Genomic DNA, 15,606 nt, shown 5'->3' on the forward strand with positions numbered 1-15,606 from the left:
CTCAGGCTGGGGTCGCGGCGGCGGTGCCCGCGCTCGCGCCGGTGTTCGTGGCGGTGGCCGCTGCGGCGGACTTCATGCCCGCGGCGCCTTCGAGCACGGCCTTGACGATGTTGTGATAGCCCGTACAGCGGCACAGATTGCCGTCGAGCTGCGCGCGCACGTCGTCGCCGGTGAGGTCGGGTTGGCGCTCGACCAGCGACACCGCGCTCATCACCATGCCCGGTGTGCAGAAGCCGCATTGCAGACCGTGGCAATGCTTGAAGGCGGCCTGCATCGGATGCATGGCGCCGTTTTGCGCGAGCCCTTCGATGGTGGTGATTTGCGCGCCGTCGGCCTGCACGGCGAGGATGTTGCAGGACTTGATCGCGCGGCCGTTCAGGTGCACGGTGCAGGCGCCGCACTGGGCCGTATCGCAGCCGATGTGCGTGCCGGTCAGGCGTAGTTGCTCGCGCAGGAACTGGACAAGCAGAGTGCCGGGGTCGATTGAGGCGCTAACGGGTGCGCCGTTAACCGTCAGACTGATGCTGATCGCCATGAAGCTGTCTCCTATGTCGATCGGAGTTAGCGCTTTAGCGCTTACTCCGATCCCATGCGTTTACCGCGGTCGATCGGAGTTGGCGCTTGAGCGCTTACTCCGATCCCATGCGTTTAACCGCGGTTGATCGGAGTTAGTGCTTTAGCACCTGCTCCGATCCCATGCGTTTACCGCGGTCGATCGGAGTTGGCGCTTTAGCACCTGCCCCGATCTCATGCGTTCACCGCACTCGATCGGCGTGAGCACTTCGGCGCTTGCCCCGATCTCGTGGGGATGAGACCGGACCTGTGATTTTTCTTGCCCTGCTTTCCTTCGACTGCGTGCTGGCTGCGATGCGCGAGGTCCGATGAGGGTGCTGCGGGTTTTTATAGGTCTGCCGAAAAGTAAAACACAAATCGCGCGAGCGCGCTATGAGGGGAAGTGTGTTCGGCGCGGCGGCGCATCTGGGCGCGCGGGGAAGAGCGAGGCGCTTGCGCAATCGGCGGCCGAAAAAGAAGCGCCCCGCATGCAGGGCATGGCGGGGCGCATGAATAGGGGCAAGCGGAAGGCGTCGCGAACAACCCAACCCGGCCGCCGCCGCAAGCATTCAGCCCACTCGCGCGGCTTGGCCAAAGCGGAGCGTTACTTCGCCAGTTTCGAATGACGGCGCGAGTAGCCGAAGTAAATCGCCATGCCGATCAGCAGCCAGATCACGAACGCGATCCACGTGACGCCTTGCAGATTGATCATCAGAAACAGGCACGAGGCGACCGCGAGCACCGGCACGACCGGCACGCCCGGGCAACGGAACGCGCGCGGCAGCTCGGGGTGGGTCTTGCGCAGCACGAGCACCGCGATCGACACCATCGAGAAGGCGGCCAGCGTGCCGATATTGATGAGTTCGGCGAGCACGTTGAGCGGCACGAGCGCGCCGATCAGGCCGAAGAAGAGGCCGACGAGCCACGTCGTGAAGAACGGCGTCGCAAAACGCGGATGCAACTTCGAGAGCTTCGCGGGCAGCAGGCCGTCGCGCGACATCGCGAAGATCACGCGCGTCTGTCCGTAGCCCATCACGAGGATCACGGTCAGCATGCCGAGCACGGCGCCGAGATCGATGAAGCCGGCAACCCAGTTCTGCCCCGCCAGTTGCAGCGCATACGAGACCGGGTGCGTGATGCCCATGAATTTCGCCGACGGCACGATGCCGGTGACGACCGCCGCGACCGCGACATACAGCACCGCGCAGACGCCGAGCGACGCAATGATGCCGATCGGCAGATCGCGCTTAGGATTCTTCACTTCCTCGGCCGCCGACGATACCGAGTCGAAGCCGATGAATGCGAAGAACATCACCGCGGCCGCACCGAACACGCCGCTCCAGCCGTTCGGCATGAACGGATGCCAGTTGGCCGGCGTGACGTGAAACACGCCGACGCCGATCACGAGCAGCACGACGACTACCTTGATCGCGACCATGATGTTGTTGATCCGCGCGGATTCGCGCACGCCGAGCGACAGCAGCGTGGTGATCGCCATCATCACGAGGAACGCGGGCAGGTTGAACAGCGTGTCGTGTCCGGGGACGGCGCCGGGAGCCGCGGTCAGCGCCATCGGCAGCGACACGCCGAAACCCGACAGCAGCGACTGCAGATAACCCGACCAGCCGACCGAGACCGCCGAGGTCGCGAGCCCGTATTCGAGCATCAGGTCCCAGCCGATGATCCACGCGGCGAGTTCGCCGAGCGTCGCGTACGAGTAGGTGTAGATCGAGCCGGCGACCGGAATCGTCGAGGCGAATTCGGCGTAGGCGAGCGCGGCGAAGCCGCAGGCGATCGCCGCGATCACGAACGAGAGCATCAGTGCAGGGCCGGCCTGCACGGCGCCTGTGCCGGTCAGCACGAAGATGCCGGTGCCGATGATGGCGCCGACACCGAGGAACGTGAGGTCGAGCGCGCCGAGCGCCTTCTTCAGGCCGGCGTTTTGAGCGCTCGCCGTGAGCATGTGCTCGACGCTCTTTTTGCGAAACAGGGACATTGGCGTGGGTCTCCAGTAGTGCACGCGTGTTGCGCGCCGAATGTCGGGAAAAACCCGGCATTCTAGCGGATCGGTGCCAGATCCCTGTTCGGATGCGCCGTGACGTGGGGCGGGGGCGGGCGGAAACTCCCGCGAGGGCAGGACTTCGAGGAGAGGTTTGCGCGCGGAGCGCAAGCGGGGATAAAGCTTTTACCGAATCGACGACGAATCGGGTGGGAGTTTCTCCCCATGCCGGCTACGCGGCGCGGCGCGTTTTCAGGGCGGATCGTTGCACGCGCGAGGCGAGCGTTCAGCCCGCCATCGCCGGATTCAGGTCGACCAGACGGTTGCTCATGACGTAGAACGTCAGTTCGGCATTGTTGCGCAGCTTCATTTTCTCGAGCAGCCGCGTGCGGTACACGCTGACCGTCTTCACCGACAGCGACAGCGCCGCCGCGATGTCGGTGAGCCGTTTGCCCGATGCGAGCATGCACAGCGTCTGGTATTCGCGGTCGGACAGTTTTTCGTGCGGCAGCTGCTCGCCGTCGAACGACACGTAATCGGCGAGCGCCTCGGCCATTGCCGGGCTCACGTATTTGCGGCCCGCGGCGACCTGCTGGATCGCGCCGATCATCTGCTCGACGTCGACCGTTTTCGACAGATAGCCGGACGCGCCGGCCTTCAGCGCGCGCACCGCGTACTGGTCCTCGCGGTACATCGAGAACATCAGGACCGCCACGCGCGGCGCCTTGCGCTTCAGGCGCTTGAGTACTTCGACGCCGTTCATGTCGGGCAGCGAAATGTCGAGCAGCACGACGTCGAAGCTCTGCTGGCCGAGCGCGTCGAGCGCTTCCGCGCCCGTTTTCGCCTCGGCGACTTCGCGCGCGACGCCTCGGTCGAGCAGCAACTGGCGAACACCCTGGCGGACCACGGCGTGATCGTCGGCGAGCAGGATGCGCAGGCTCATGATGGCGCGCTCACGATTGCAGCGCGCGCCGGCCGGCGCGGGATGCGGGGGCGAGCAGCGCGTCCCAGGCGAAGCTCGCCTGCACGAGAGTGCCGCGCGGGGCTTTGCTGCCAGCCTTGCCGGGGCTGAGGGGGCTGACGTCGGCGTGGCCGGCGCTGGCGCGCCGGGCGCTCACCCGCAGCGTGCCGTCGAATGCGGCGCAGCGCGCCTGCATTCCGGCAAGGCCGAAGTGGCCGCTTGGGCTGTCTTTCCCGCTTTGTCCGCTGCGCTGGCGCGCGCCGCGCGGCAGGCCGATGCCGTCGTCGCCGATGAGCAGCGTCAGGTGGCGCGTGCTGGTTTCGAGGCGCACGTCGGCGCAACTCGCGCGCGCGTGTTTCGCAATATTGTTCAGCGCTTCCTGGACGACGCGGAATACGGCGAGCGCCGCGTCGGCGGACAGGCGCGCGAGCCGCGCATCGTCGGCGCAGGTGAAGGTGGCGCGCAAGTGCGTACGGGTGGCGAATGCGCCGACCCAGCGCGCGAGCGCGCCGGCGACGCCGGCCTCGAACGATGGCGCGTGCAGTTGCGCGACGGCCTCGCGGCTTGCCGCGCAGACCGCGTCGAGCGAGCGGTTCGCGACCGCGAGTGCGGCCGAGCACTGCGGTGGCGCGTCGGCGGGCAGCCAGGTTTCGATGCCGGCGAGCGCGAAGCGTGTCGCGGTCAACTCGGCGCCGACGCCGTCGTGCAGTTCGCGAGCGACGTGACGGCGCGCGCTTTCCTGTGCCTGCACGAGTTCGGCCGACAGTTCGCGCACCCGCGCGCGCAGTTGTTCCAGCTCGCGCACCGCGGCGCGCGACGGCGCGTCGACGCCATCACGCGCTGCGGGCGATGCCGGCGGCGCGTTGAACGGGACGGCAGTCGACGAATCCATGATTTTCCCTCTCAGGACGCGATGCGGACAGCGAAGCGGGCGCGGACAGGCAGCGCGAAGGAAGAACGCATGCGATTCTCAGGCCTTCGGGTGCGTCCGTCGCGCGAGCGTGAAACAGACAGATCACTATGCCGGAACGTAACGAAATTTACATTCGGTAACAACTAGGTCGGACCATGAGAGGCTAGCCGATTCGTCGTAACTGGCGGCGCGATAATATCTCAAAAAAAGAAAAAATGCAGTCACACCAACGGTTAGCGACGATTTTTCATACTTTGCTTGATGTATTTCGCATCGCCGTCTGTAGGAATAATGCCGACAGGGAAAGTGAAATGATTCACGGCGATTTGTAACGGCAACAAAAAAGGAGCCCGGAGGCTCCTTTTTGCGGGATTCGCGGCGCCGAAAGGCCGCGGATAGTGTTGCCTGCCTAGCCGACGAAGGCCTTTTCGACCACGTAGTGACCCGGGTCGTTGTTGCTGCCTTCCTTGAAGCCCGCGTCGTCGAGCAGCTTGCGCGTGTCGCGCAGCATGTGCGGGCTGCCGCACAGCATGATGCGGTCGTTTTCGAGCGAGAAGCCCGGCACGCCGAGGTCGGCGAACAGCTTTTCGGTTTCGATCAGCTCGGTGATGCGGCCGCGGTTCTGGAACGCCTCGCGCGTGACGGTCGGGTAATACAGCAGCTTTTCCTGCACCAGCTCGCCGAGGTGCTCGTGTGCCGGCAAGTGCTCGGTGATGTATTCCTTGTACGCGAGTTCGTCGACGAAACGGCAGGTGTGCGTGAGCACCACGCGCTCGTAGCGGTCGTAAATGTCCGGGTCCTTGATGATCGACATGAACGGCGCGAGGCCCGTGCCGGTGGAGAGCAGCCACAGCGTCTTGCCGGGCAGCAGGTTGTTGGCGACCAGCGTGCCGACCGGTTTCTTGCCGATCAGCACTTCGTCGCCGACCTTCAGGTGCTGCAGACGCGAGGTGAGCGGGCCGTCCTGCACCTTGATGCTCAGGAATTCGAGATGTTCTTCGTAGTTCGCACTGGCGAGGCTGTAAGCGCGGATCAGCGGCTTGCCGTCGACCGGCAGGCCCACCATCGTGAACTGGCCGTTTTCGAAGCGGAACGACGGGTCGCGCGTGCAGGTGAAGCTGAAAAGCGTATCGGTCCAGTGATGGACGCTCAGGACGGTTTGTGAATTGAGGTTGCTCATGGCTTCTTGGATAGTGCGAAAACAAAGGCGGCCAGTCGTCTGAGCCGGCCGGCACGGCAAGGGCGATGCTGCGCTAACCCGTGGTCGGGAATCACGCGCAATCCGCTATTTTACCGCGCCTACTGGGCGGGCCGCGGCGGTTGAGCGTGGCGAAGCGGGTTGCCGCCAGGCAAGCGGCGCCACCGGCTGTCCGGCGTCGCAAAGTACGTTGGCGTGAGTGCGGCCGTGCTTCAGCGGGGTACGGCGATTCGGCGAGTGCCGCGCAGGGCGGCTGCCATCGGCTGTCCGGCTTGCGCGAAAGCAGCGCGCCGCGCGGACGACAATTTCGAGATCATACCGAAAGGCGGCTTGCGCTGCAGCATTGACCCTGCTGATAAAACTGGCAAACGGGGCGGGCAAGGCAGCGCCGGCGGCGGGGTGCGTGCGGGGGCTTGCAGGTGTTTACGCTGTCCGCTTAGTGATTTTTTTAGGTACACAGTTACCGTTGTGAAGTGCCACATGGCGAGCTAGGGCTTTATAAGAAAAGGATTTTTGACGTCTATGCTTTGATGACGCCAGACGCGCAAAATAACCGTCCGGCTCATTCTCATTCGAGCCGCAAGCGCGCCATATACGGCAAATGGTCCGACAGCCACGCGGTCTCCTGCGTCGGCTGGATCCATTCGACCGGCTGCATGCCGCGCACGAACATCTTGTCGAGCGACAGCGCCGGCGAGAACGCCGGAAACGTGCGTGCCGGTTCGCCGAGCAGCGTCGCGACTTCCTGCAGGCCGTGTTCGCGAAAGAGCGGCACCGAGTCGTTGCGCCAGTCGTTGAAATCGCCGGCCAGCACGAGCGGACCGTCGGGCGCTTCCTTGGCGATCCAGTGCGCGATCCAGTTCATCTGCCGCAGGCGCGCCGGGCGTGTCAGCGCGAGATGCGCGCACAGCAGCGTGACGAGGCGCCCGCCGAAGGTCGCGCGCGCGACCAGCAGGCCGCGCTTTTCGAAGCGATGCGCGGAGATGTCCCAGCGGCCGCCGAGATCGAGCGGATGCGGCGACAGAATCGCATTGCCATGCCGCCACGATGGCTTGAACACGTTCGGCCCGAGCGCGACTTCGAGTTCGAGCGAGCGGGCGATCTCGGTCGCCTGGCAGTGCCAGACGTCGGTCAGCGGATCGTCCATCGGCGCGCCGAAGCTGCTCGCCAATACCGGCGACGGCATGCGCCGCGCCATCGCTTCCTGCAGGAAATAGGCGTCCGCGTGGGTCGATTGGACCCAGCGCTGCATCGCCTGCCAGGCCTGAAAGCCGAGCGGCGTGCGGCCCTTGTGCAGGTTCCAGCTCACCGCGACGAAATCGTTCGGCGCGAGATTCTCGCGGATCAATTCTTCTGGGTTTCGCATGCCGCGTTATCCACGTGTTCTGTTTGAAGGCTTCGATAGGATGCGTTGTTCGGGGGCGCCGTGCATGTCGGCCAGGTCAGTTCGATGCGCCGTTCGGCGTACTGGCGGCGTGGCTGTTCGGACTACCGTTCGCATCGCCGTTCGGCGCACCGGCCGCGCTGCCGTTCGCACCGTCATTCGCACTGCCGTTCGTACCGTCATTGCCGTTCGCGACCACGCTCGCATGCAAGCGGTAAACCAGCTTCGGATTGCTTGCAACGATCGTCCAGCTCGCCCATTGATCCGGCGGCACGACGAGGCCCGGATGGCTTCCGCTCACCAGACGCGGTTGCGGCGGCAGCTTGCAGCCGATGTCGGTGCGCTGGGGGGCGGCGTCTTCGAGCGTTTCCTGCGTCTCGATCGACATCGTCACGCCCTCCGGGTCCACGCGCAGCGGCGAGACGGTCAGCGTGCGCGACAGATCGATGCTGCCGGCCGGCTGGTCCTTGCAGCCGACGTGATGCTGCACGACCCGATGATGCGTATCCGTGTGCGCCTGGCCGACGGTGGTGGTGCCCTCGAACGAGTCGACCTGCTGATCGTCCTGCATCACCTGCAACTGCCATTGCACGACCTGCTGCGCCGGCCGTTGTTGCGCGTGTGCGAGCAACGAAGCGCCAAGCAGCATGGCCACGATACTGGTTTTCCACATGGAAGGAATCTCCGCTCACGGCGTCGGCCCGTATAGTGGGCAGGTAAGTTGCGAGGCCGGTGGCCGGTTGGTCAGAGAGCCATCTTACCCCTGATGGCCGCAACGTTTTCTGACCCGTCGAACGGGAAAGCGGTTCAGCAACAATGCATTTCAGATAAGGACGGGAATCTTCGAAACAATCGTTCGAGGCCGCTGGAAAGCGCCGCGGCGGCGCACCTGAAACGCCCGCGCTGTTAGCAGCAGAGCCGCATGACTGCTGGCTTGCACGCAATCACGCCGCCGTTACACTGGTCCTGAGCCGGCGCTCACAAGGCGCCGCCGCAGCAGGACCAGCAAGACGGGGTGAGCGATGACGACAGCAATGGTCAAACAGGAAATCGCCGTGGCCTCGTTCAGCCGGGTGTACGACCTCGATCAGGTCGAAGCCGCGCTGAACGGTCTCGGCGAGGGCGCGAGCGAGGCGCTGCGCGCGACCTACGAGAAGATGCTGAAGACCGGCAATCTGCGTTTCTGCGTGAAGCCGAACCGCATGCCGTCGATCGACGATCTGCTCGACGCGCTGCCCAATTTTTCCGCACCGCTCGACGACATCCGCAGGCAGGTCGCGCTGTGCCTCGAAACCGAAGACCGGCTCGAACTGATGCCGATGCTGCTGCTCGGCGACCCCGGCATCGGCAAGACGCATTTCGCGAAGCAGCTCGCGCGCCTGCTCGGCACCGCCTACCAGTACGTCGCGATGAGTTCGCTGACGGCGGGCTGGATTCTGTCGGGCGCGTCGTCGCAATGGAAGAACGCGAAGCCGGGCAAGGTGTTCGATGCGCTCGTGAACGGCAGCTATGCAAATCCGGTGATGACGGTCGACGAGATCGACAAGGCCACCGGCGACTCGCAATACGACCCGCTCGGCGCGCTCTACGCGCTGCTCGAACACGACACTGCGCAAAGCTTCATCGATGAATTCGCCGAGATTCCGATCGATGCCGGCAACGTGATCTGGATCGCGACCGCCAACGACGAGCGCGCGATTCCCGAGCCGATCCTGAACCGCATGAACGTGTACGAGATTGCGCCGCCAGACCACGACGGCGCGCGGCGTATCGCGCAATCGATCTACGACGAGATCCGCTCGGCGCACACCTGGGGGCTGCGCTTCCCGGCGCTGCTCGGCGACGCGACGCTCGACGCGCTCGAGCGCGCCTCGCCGCGGGAAATGCGCCGCGCGATCCTGAACGGCTTCGGGGCGGCGCGGATCGCGGGCCGCGACGAGATCGAGCCCGCCGATATTCGCCTCGATTACGGAAACCGGCGAAAACCGATTGGTTTTTGAGTTTTCGGGCCATTTTTTGGATAAAAAACGGCCTTTTTCTCACTTTGACGGGCGACAGGCGGCAATTCATACGTCGTGCGACATCAATGTCGCAGCAATTATTGCTGTTTTTGAGATACATCTTGGGCAGGTAAATCGGCACCGAGCCGTCAGGCGACATACACTGAAACTTTGCGACCGCCGCATCGTGTGCGCGCCCGAGACAGAAATGCCCGCAGTTGAGCGAACTGCGGGCATTTCTGTCTGTACCGCGTCGTACAATTTTGCGTGACAGGGGTAGCAGGATACGAGCGGACAGAGGTGGCGCCATGGGCTCGACGGCGGCGTTCGGCAGCGAGCGGACCGCGGCACGCAGGCGCGGCATCCTGTCTTCCTCTCCATCGGCTGAACGAGGCAGCGCGCGGCGCAGCAGGCCGCGTCAACGGATATGGATCAGATCGAATGCGTAGTGATCGGCGCCGGCGTGATCGGCCTCGCGACGGCGCGCGCGCTGGCGGCGCGCGGGCGCGAGGTGATCGTGCTGGAAGCGGCCGAGGCGATCGGCGTGGGCACCAGCTCGCGCAATAGCGAAGTGATTCACGCGGGCATCTACTACCCGCGCGGTTCGCTGAAGGCCGCGCTGTGCGTGCACGGCCGCGAAATGCTGTACGACTACTGCGTCGAGCGCAACGTGCCGCATTCGCGCTGCGGCAAGCTGCTCGTCGCCACGTCGCGCAGCCAGATTCCGCAGCTCGAAAGCATCATGGCCAAGGGGCGCGACAACGGTGTGCTCGACCTGATGCGCATCAGCGGCGATCAGGCGCAGGCGCTCGAACCGGCGCTCGAATGCGTGGAGGCGGTGTTTTCGCCGCAGACGGGCATCGTCGACAGTCACCAGTTCATGCTCGCGTTGCAGGGCGACGCCGAGCGCGACGGCGCAGTGTGCGCGTTTCACGCGCCGGTTCAGGCGATCGAGGCGCGCAACGGGCGCTTCGTCGTCACGGTCGGCGGCAATGCGTCGACCACGGTCAGCGCCGCGTGCGTCATCAATAGCGCGGGCCTTCACGCGAACGCGCTCGCGCGCAGGATTCGCGGACTCGATGCGCGGCATGTGCCGCCGCTCTATTTCGCGCGCGGCAGCTACTTCAGCATCTCGGGGCGCGCGCCGTTCAGCCGCCTGATCTATCCGATGCCGAACGAGGCCGGCCTCGGCGTGCATCTGACGCTCGATCTCGGCGGCCAGGCGCGCTTCGGTCCCGACGTCGAATGGGTCGACACGATCGATTACAACGTCGACCCGCGGCGCGCGGACTCCTTCTACTCGGCGATTCGCACGTACTGGCCGGCGCTGCCCGACGACGCATTGCAGCCCGCGTATGCGGGCATTCGTCCGAAGCTGTCCGGTCCCGGCGAGCCCGCCGCCGATTTCGTGATCCAGGGGCCGGCCGCGCATGGCGTGCGCGGGCTCGTCAATCTGTTCGGCATCGAGTCGCCGGGTTTGACGGCATCGCTCGCGATTGCGCAGCGCGTTTGCGAGCTGGCCGGGCGCGGCTGATGTTTCGCGCGGCGCGCGGGTGTGCTCCGGATGCACCTCGAATGCGCGCGGCGTAGTGTCGCGCCTTGCCTCGCGTCGCGGCCCATTCCACCGGTCCGCTCGCACCGCTTCCCCGTACCGAACCGCTTATCTCCACCATTTGAGTCATCACGCGCGCGGGCTTCGTTGCTATGCTTGGGGACCGTCGTCATCAGAACGGCGTTAGTTCAATATAAATGGAGTGAGTCCCCATGAGATCGTCCCGTCGTACGTTTCTGATTACCAGTATTGGTGTGGCATCGACGCTCGCGCTGTCGCGCCAGGCGTTTGCCGATGCGCCGAAGGTCACCGAAGCCGATCCGACCGCGCAGGCGCTCGGCTACAAGGAAGATGCAAGCAAAGTCGACAAGGCGAAGTTCGCGAAATACGCGGCAGGCCAGGACTGCGGCAACTGCAGTTTCTTCCAGGGCAAGGCGGGCGATGCCTACGGCGCCTGTCCGATGTTCGCGGGCAAGCAGGTGTCGGCGAAGGGGTGGTGCAGCGCGTATAACAAGAAGGCCTGACGCAAGCCGGGGCCAACGTTATTGGCCGGTTTGCGCGAGAGTGCGCCGCAGCATCGCGGCGCACTCTCGATGGCGGCCTATCGCCGCGCGTTCAGCAGCGGCGGCCGCCGGTCGAACCACGGCCGCGCCGCTTCGAGTTGCGCGGCGAGCCGCAGCAGCGTCGCTTCGGCGCCGTTGCGCGCGGCGAACTGCACGCCGATCGGTAGCCCGCGCGCATTCCAGTAGAGCGGCACCGACATCGCCGGTTGCCCGCTCAGGTTGAATAGCTCCGTGCAGCCCGCCCACGCGAACGCCTTGTTCGACGCTTCGAGCAGCAGCTTCTTCATCAGCCCTTCGAACGGCACCGCGGTGACCGCGCGCATCTGCACGCGCTCGAACTGCGTGGGCTGCATCTCGCCGATCTTGATCGGCGCGGCCGCGAGCGTCGCGCACAGCAGCACGTCGTAACGGTTCAGCAGATCGGTAAGGCGTTCGGTGATGCGGCGCTGTTCTTCGAGCGCTGCCGGCAAGCCTTGTTCGCCAAGCTTGCGGCCGATGTGCGCCATCGCCCACGTCGAAATTTCGAACTCGCCGCGCACGGGCTTATGGCCGCTGATGCGCTCCGCGTTCAGCACGATGTCGTCGGCGACGACCGACCACAGCGTGAGAAACGCCTGACGGACCGCCGCGAAATCGATGCCGAGCGACACCGGTTCGAGACGATGGCCGAGCGAGCTGGCAAGTTGCGCGGCGTCGTCGAGCGCGGCGCGCGCATCGGCGGACAGCGACGGCGCGAGCATCGGCTCTGTCACGTAAGCAATGTTGAGCGGTTTGAAGGGCTCGCGCGTTGCGTCGAGCGTCGCGCCGAGAAACGTGCCGGGCGCGCCGCTCGGCCGCTCCGCGTGGCCCGACAGCAGATCGAGCAGCAGCGCGCTGTCGCGCACGCTGCGCGATATCGCGTGATCGATGCCGAGTTCGCCCGCGGTCGGCGGGCTCGCGCGCGGCACGCGTCCGCGCGACGGCTTGAGGCCGAACAGTCCGCAGCACGAAGCCGGAATGCGGATCGAGCCGCCGCCGTCCGAGGCATGCGCGAGCGGCACGATGCCCGCGGCGACCGCGGCCGCCGCGCCGCCGCTCGAACCGCCCGGCGTGTGATCGAGATTCCACGGATTGCGGCACGCGCCGAATAGTTCGGGTTCCGTATAAGGCATCTGTCCGAGTTCGGACGTGCTGGTCTTGCCGAAGATGTTCAGGCCCGCCGCTTTCGCGAGCGTGACGACGGGCGCATCCTGGGTGGGAACGAAGTGGCGATAGTGACGGCTGCCCATCGCCATGCGCAACCCGGCGATCGGCGCGCCGAGGTCCTTGATCAGAAACGGCACGCCGGCGAGCGCCGCGTGTGCGTTGTCCGCGCCGTCGAGGCGCCCGGCGCCATGCGCATTGTCGTCGCGGCGGGCGTCGTCGCGCGAGGCGCGCTGGCGTGCCGCGTCGTAGTCCTTCAGGACGACCGCGTTGATCGCGGGATTGACGGCTTCGGTGCGCGAGATCGCGACGTCGACCAGTTCGCGCGCGCTGATCTGACGTGTGCGTACGAGTTCGGCGAGGCCGATGGCGTCATGAGCGAGATAGTCTGAGTGCACGGCGTAGGAAGCCTCGTTGTCGGTTTGGGTTGCGCGTCGACTGCGGGTGTCGACTGCAGGCGGCGGCCGCGTCGAGTCGGGCCGGCTGTCCGCGCGGGCGATGAAGCGCTGCGCCGGGTTGCGCGTTGTCTCGCTGAGGGTTGCCCATGAAAAAGACGGCGTGTCGCCGACCCGCCGTCTTGCCGAGCGTACCCGAGTGACGCGCCCGGCGTGACCCGCCGCACTCCCTACATGCGCTCGCCGAGGAACGTCAGCGTGCGGCCGTGCGCCAAGGCCGAGGCGTGCTGGTTGTACGAGGCGCGGTCCGAGCAGTTGAAGCCGTGATCGGCGTTCGGGTAGATGTTGAACTGCACGTCGGCGCGGCCCGCGAAGCGCTCCTGAATCTGGCCGATATCGGACAGCGGAATGTGCGCGTCGAGCTCGCCGTAGTGGAATTGCATCGGCACCTTGACGCTGGCGGCTTTGTCCAGATGGGTGTGAATGCCGCCGCCATAGTAGGCTATCGCGGCGTCGAGCGAACCGGCCGCGGCGGCCAGGTACGCGAGGCGGCCGCCGAAGCAATAGCCGATCGCCGCGACCTTGCCGGTCACTTCCGGCAGCGCGCGCAAAGCGGCGGCGGCCGAGCCGATGTCGGCGACCGCGTCGTCGAGCCTGGTCTTCTGCATCAGCTCGATGCCCTTTTCGCGGTCCTTGCCTTCATACGTCAATTCGGCGCGCGGCTGCACGCGCCAGAACACGTCCGGGGCGAGCGCGACATAGCCGTCCTGCGCGTACTGATCCGCGACCGAGCGGATATGGCTGTTCACGCCGAAGATTTCCTGAATGATGATGACGGCCGGTCCCTTGCCGCCTTTCGGCAGCGCCAGGTAGCCGCCGAAACTGTCGTTGCCGGCGGGGATGTCGATCCATCGGGAAGTCGTGCTCATGCTGTTCTCCATTGACTCGCGCGGGCGCCGCGCGACGTCGGGGTAGTCGGAACGCCAAAGGCCGGCCGGCCTCGGGCGGGCGCTTAGTGTGCCATCAAAAGAACCGCCTTGCAGCAGGGCTGGGCGGGGCCTTGCGGCTTGCTTCGCACGCCACGATTCTCGTCAGGCGATTGAAACATTCTCGATAATTCATTTCTCCGGCGGCGCGCATATGGGTAGAGTCGGCCGTATCGGCTCGCGCCGGCAGGCGCATCACGCGAACGTGTTGTGAGCCTGTTGCACAGATATGGCCGGCCTCGCGCCGGAAAGGAAACCGATCATGAATGAGGGCAATTTTGTGACGCCGTTTGCGGCGCGTTTTCAGATGCGCGTGCCGGTCGTGCAGGCGCCGATGGCGGGCGGCGCGACCACGCCGGCGATGGTCGCGGCGGTGTCGAATGCGGGCGGGCTCGGTTTTCTCGCGGGTGCGGCGCTCGAGCCGGAGAAGATCGCGAGCGAAGTCGCGGCGATTCGCGAACTGACCACGCGGCCCTTTGGTGTGAACCTGTTCGTGCTCGATCCCGCCTCGCCGGACGAAGCCACCGTGCGCCGCGCGCTCGACGCGATCGATCCGCTGCGCGCCGATCTCGGCCTGCCGCCCGGCCGGGCGCTCGAACGCTATGCGCCGGACTTCCGCGCGCAGTTCGAAACGCTGATCGAATTGCGCGTGCCGGTGGTGGGCTTGACGTTCGGACTGTTGGCCGCCACCGATGTCGATCGTTTGCATGCAAACGGCCAGTATGTGATCGGGACTGCGACGCATGTCGCCGAGGGTGTCGCGTGGCGCGACGCGGGCGCCGATGCGATCGCCGCGCAAGGCGCCGAGGCGGGCGCGCATCGCGGCACCTTCATCGGTGCGGCCGAGGATGCGCTCATCGGCACGATGGCGCTCGTGCCGCAACTCGTCGACGCGAGCGGGCTGCCGGTGCTGGCCGCCGGCGGCATCATGGACGGCCGCGGCATCGTCGCGGCGCTTGCGCTCGGCGCGCAGGCGGCGGTGCTGGGCACCGCGTTTCTCACGAGCCGCGAAAGCGCGATTCCCGCCGTATGGAAAACCCGCGTGCGCGGCATGTCCGACACCTCGACTACGGTGACGCGCGCGATCACCGGCCGTCATGCGCGCGGCATCCGCAATCCGTTGATGCAACGTTTGAGCGAAGAGGCGCAGCGGATCGCGCCGTATCCCGTGCAAAACGCCTTGACGCAGGAGCTGCGGCAAAACGCGGGCCGCGCGCAGAACGGCGATTACCTGTCGCTGTGGGCGGGGCAGGGCGCGCCGCTCGGCCGCGCGCGTCCTGAAGGTCTCGGCGCCGCCGAACTGATGGCGCAACTCGAGCAGGAATGGCGCGCGGCGACCGCGCGTATCGCCGCGTTCGAGCGCCGCTCGTGAAGCGCTGATTGTGCGACCGGCTTTGCGATTGGCTTCGTGGCCGGTTTTGTTGACGGGTTTGTGACCGCGCCGGCGACCGCATTCAGTGACTGCATGCGTGGCTGCGGTTTTGACCGCATTCATGACCGCTTGGTGACCACATCCGTGACCGATTCCGCGCCCACTTCCGCAGTCGCTCCGGCGACTGATTCAGAGATGCGCTGGCGCGCCTGCAATGCGAACTGAATCCGTTAATAAGCATGTGCGGCGCGCCTCATTATCGAGTTGAAAAATCCTTCGAATTATTCCCGATTCGAACCAGAAAAAACGCTAAAACCTCCCGCGCGGCGAACCCCCTCAATTGGCGGAAACCCGCATGGGCTGGCGCTTTCCGGCCCATTCGCCGAGGCCGCGAGCGACGCTTGCGGGACACGCGCTATTAGTGTTCTTCCCACTTTCTCAAAAAATTCCCCCAAATTAATTTGATGACCTACACTTGCGCGCAAGTACGGTTTGCCAACTGTCACAAACAGTCAGGCAAGCGTACTGGCCAAGTGCATGAACGATGCA

The 15,606-nt window shown here is 65.6% G+C and carries 13 protein-coding genes; 4 read left to right on the forward strand and 9 right to left on the reverse strand.

From position 1 onward, the window contains the following. Position 1: 1 nt before the first annotated feature. The 7 genes from F3J19_RS13925 to F3J19_RS13955 all read right to left on the reverse strand — a co-directional run bounded on the left by F3J19_RS13925 (position 2) and on the right by F3J19_RS13955 (position 7,680). On the reverse strand, positions 2 to 535 hold the full coding sequence (locus tag F3J19_RS13925; RefSeq protein WP_167042212.1) for a (2Fe-2S)-binding protein: 534 nt from the start codon (positions 533 to 535) through the stop codon (positions 2 to 4). Between the two features lie 621 nt (positions 536 to 1,156). Further along, positions 1,157 to 2,548 carry an amino acid permease gene (locus F3J19_RS13930; protein WP_167042214.1) on the reverse strand — a complete coding sequence of 464 codons (1,392 nt, stop codon included), beginning with the start codon at positions 2,546 to 2,548 and terminating at the stop codon, positions 1,157 to 1,159. 289 nt (positions 2,549 to 2,837) lie between these two features. Then, on the reverse strand, positions 2,838 to 3,494 hold the full coding sequence (gene rqpR / locus F3J19_RS13935; RefSeq protein WP_167042216.1) for a response regulator transcription factor RqpR: 657 nt from the start codon (positions 3,492 to 3,494) through the stop codon (positions 2,838 to 2,840). Positions 3,495 to 3,504: 10 nt separating this feature from the next. Beyond that, a complete protein-coding gene (locus F3J19_RS13940; RefSeq protein WP_167042218.1) occupies positions 3,505 to 4,404 on the reverse strand; it encodes an ATP-binding protein in 900 nt (299 codons plus the stop codon). A 430-nt stretch (positions 4,405 to 4,834) separates the two neighbouring features. Then, complete coding sequence (locus F3J19_RS13945) at positions 4,835 to 5,605, reverse strand: ferredoxin--NADP reductase (protein WP_167042220.1); 771 nt, start codon at positions 5,603 to 5,605, stop codon at positions 4,835 to 4,837. 586 nt (positions 5,606 to 6,191) lie between these two features. Further along, the gene (locus F3J19_RS13950; protein WP_167042222.1) at positions 6,192 to 6,989 is read right to left on the reverse strand and encodes an endonuclease/exonuclease/phosphatase family protein; all 798 of its coding nucleotides are present in this window, start codon (positions 6,987 to 6,989) and stop codon (positions 6,192 to 6,194) included. A 76-nt stretch (positions 6,990 to 7,065) separates the two neighbouring features. Beyond that, positions 7,066 to 7,680, reverse strand: a complete 615-nt coding sequence (locus tag F3J19_RS13955) for a hypothetical protein (RefSeq protein WP_167042224.1) — start codon at positions 7,678 to 7,680, stop codon at positions 7,066 to 7,068. Between the two features lie 349 nt (positions 7,681 to 8,029). On the opposite strand from F3J19_RS13955, the gene F3J19_RS13960 reads away from it, so the two are divergent. The 3 genes from F3J19_RS13960 to F3J19_RS13970 all read left to right on the forward strand — a co-directional run bounded on the left by F3J19_RS13960 (position 8,030) and on the right by F3J19_RS13970 (position 11,083). Next, complete coding sequence (locus tag F3J19_RS13960) at positions 8,030 to 9,007, forward strand: AAA family ATPase (protein ID WP_167042226.1); 978 nt, start codon at positions 8,030 to 8,032, stop codon at positions 9,005 to 9,007. A gap of 427 nt (positions 9,008 to 9,434) precedes the next feature. Beyond that, a complete protein-coding gene (locus F3J19_RS13965; protein WP_167042228.1) occupies positions 9,435 to 10,541 on the forward strand; it encodes an NAD(P)/FAD-dependent oxidoreductase in 1,107 nt (368 codons plus the stop codon). A gap of 230 nt (positions 10,542 to 10,771) precedes the next feature. Then, positions 10,772 to 11,083, forward strand: coding sequence for a high-potential iron-sulfur protein (locus F3J19_RS13970; RefSeq protein WP_167042230.1), 312 nt, complete (start codon positions 10,772 to 10,774; stop codon positions 11,081 to 11,083). Between the two features lie 77 nt (positions 11,084 to 11,160). On the opposite strand, the gene F3J19_RS13975 is transcribed toward F3J19_RS13970, so the two are convergent. Both F3J19_RS13975 and F3J19_RS13980 read right to left on the reverse strand, forming a co-directional pair. Continuing rightward, positions 11,161 to 12,702, reverse strand: coding sequence for an amidase (locus tag F3J19_RS13975; protein WP_167042232.1), 1,542 nt, complete (start codon positions 12,700 to 12,702; stop codon positions 11,161 to 11,163). Between the two features lie 227 nt (positions 12,703 to 12,929). Beyond that, a complete protein-coding gene (locus F3J19_RS13980) occupies positions 12,930 to 13,628 on the reverse strand; it encodes a dienelactone hydrolase family protein (protein WP_167042234.1) in 699 nt (232 codons plus the stop codon). A gap of 319 nt (positions 13,629 to 13,947) precedes the next feature. Between F3J19_RS13980 and F3J19_RS13985 the strand changes: the two genes are divergently transcribed. Continuing rightward, a complete protein-coding gene (locus F3J19_RS13985; protein WP_167042236.1) occupies positions 13,948 to 15,057 on the forward strand; it encodes a nitronate monooxygenase in 1,110 nt (369 codons plus the stop codon). The last annotated feature ends 549 nt before the right edge of the window (positions 15,058 to 15,606 follow it).

The organism is Burkholderia sp. Ax-1724 (assembly GCF_011752995.1).
Classification (GTDB): domain Bacteria; phylum Pseudomonadota; class Gammaproteobacteria; order Burkholderiales; family Burkholderiaceae; genus Paraburkholderia.

Coding starts and splice junctions, on each gene's coding strand:
- F3J19_RS13925 (WP_167042212.1), bottom strand. CDS start 535: ATGGCGATCAGCATCAGTCTGACGGTTAACGGCGCACCCGTTAGCGCC.
- F3J19_RS13950 (WP_167042222.1), bottom strand. CDS start 6,989: ATGCGAAACCCAGAAGAATTGATCCGCGAGAATCTCGCGCCGAACGAT.
- F3J19_RS13945 (WP_167042220.1), bottom strand. CDS start 5,605: ATGAGCAACCTCAATTCACAAACCGTCCTGAGCGTCCATCACTGGACC.
- F3J19_RS13940 (WP_167042218.1), bottom strand. CDS start 4,404: ATGGATTCGTCGACTGCCGTCCCGTTCAACGCGCCGCCGGCATCGCCC.
- rqpR (WP_167042216.1), bottom strand. CDS start 3,494: ATGAGCCTGCGCATCCTGCTCGCCGACGATCACGCCGTGGTCCGCCAG.
- F3J19_RS13930 (WP_167042214.1), bottom strand. CDS start 2,548: ATGTCCCTGTTTCGCAAAAAGAGCGTCGAGCACATGCTCACGGCGAGC.
- F3J19_RS13970 (WP_167042230.1), top strand. CDS start 10,772: ATGAGATCGTCCCGTCGTACGTTTCTGATTACCAGTATTGGTGTGGCA.
- F3J19_RS13955 (WP_167042224.1), bottom strand. CDS start 7,680: ATGTGGAAAACCAGTATCGTGGCCATGCTGCTTGGCGCTTCGTTGCTC.
- F3J19_RS13985 (WP_167042236.1), top strand. CDS start 13,948: ATGAATGAGGGCAATTTTGTGACGCCGTTTGCGGCGCGTTTTCAGATG.
- F3J19_RS13960 (WP_167042226.1), top strand. CDS start 8,030: ATGACGACAGCAATGGTCAAACAGGAAATCGCCGTGGCCTCGTTCAGC.
- F3J19_RS13980 (WP_167042234.1), bottom strand. CDS start 13,628: ATGAGCACGACTTCCCGATGGATCGACATCCCCGCCGGCAACGACAGT.
- F3J19_RS13965 (WP_167042228.1), top strand. CDS start 9,435: ATGGATCAGATCGAATGCGTAGTGATCGGCGCCGGCGTGATCGGCCTC.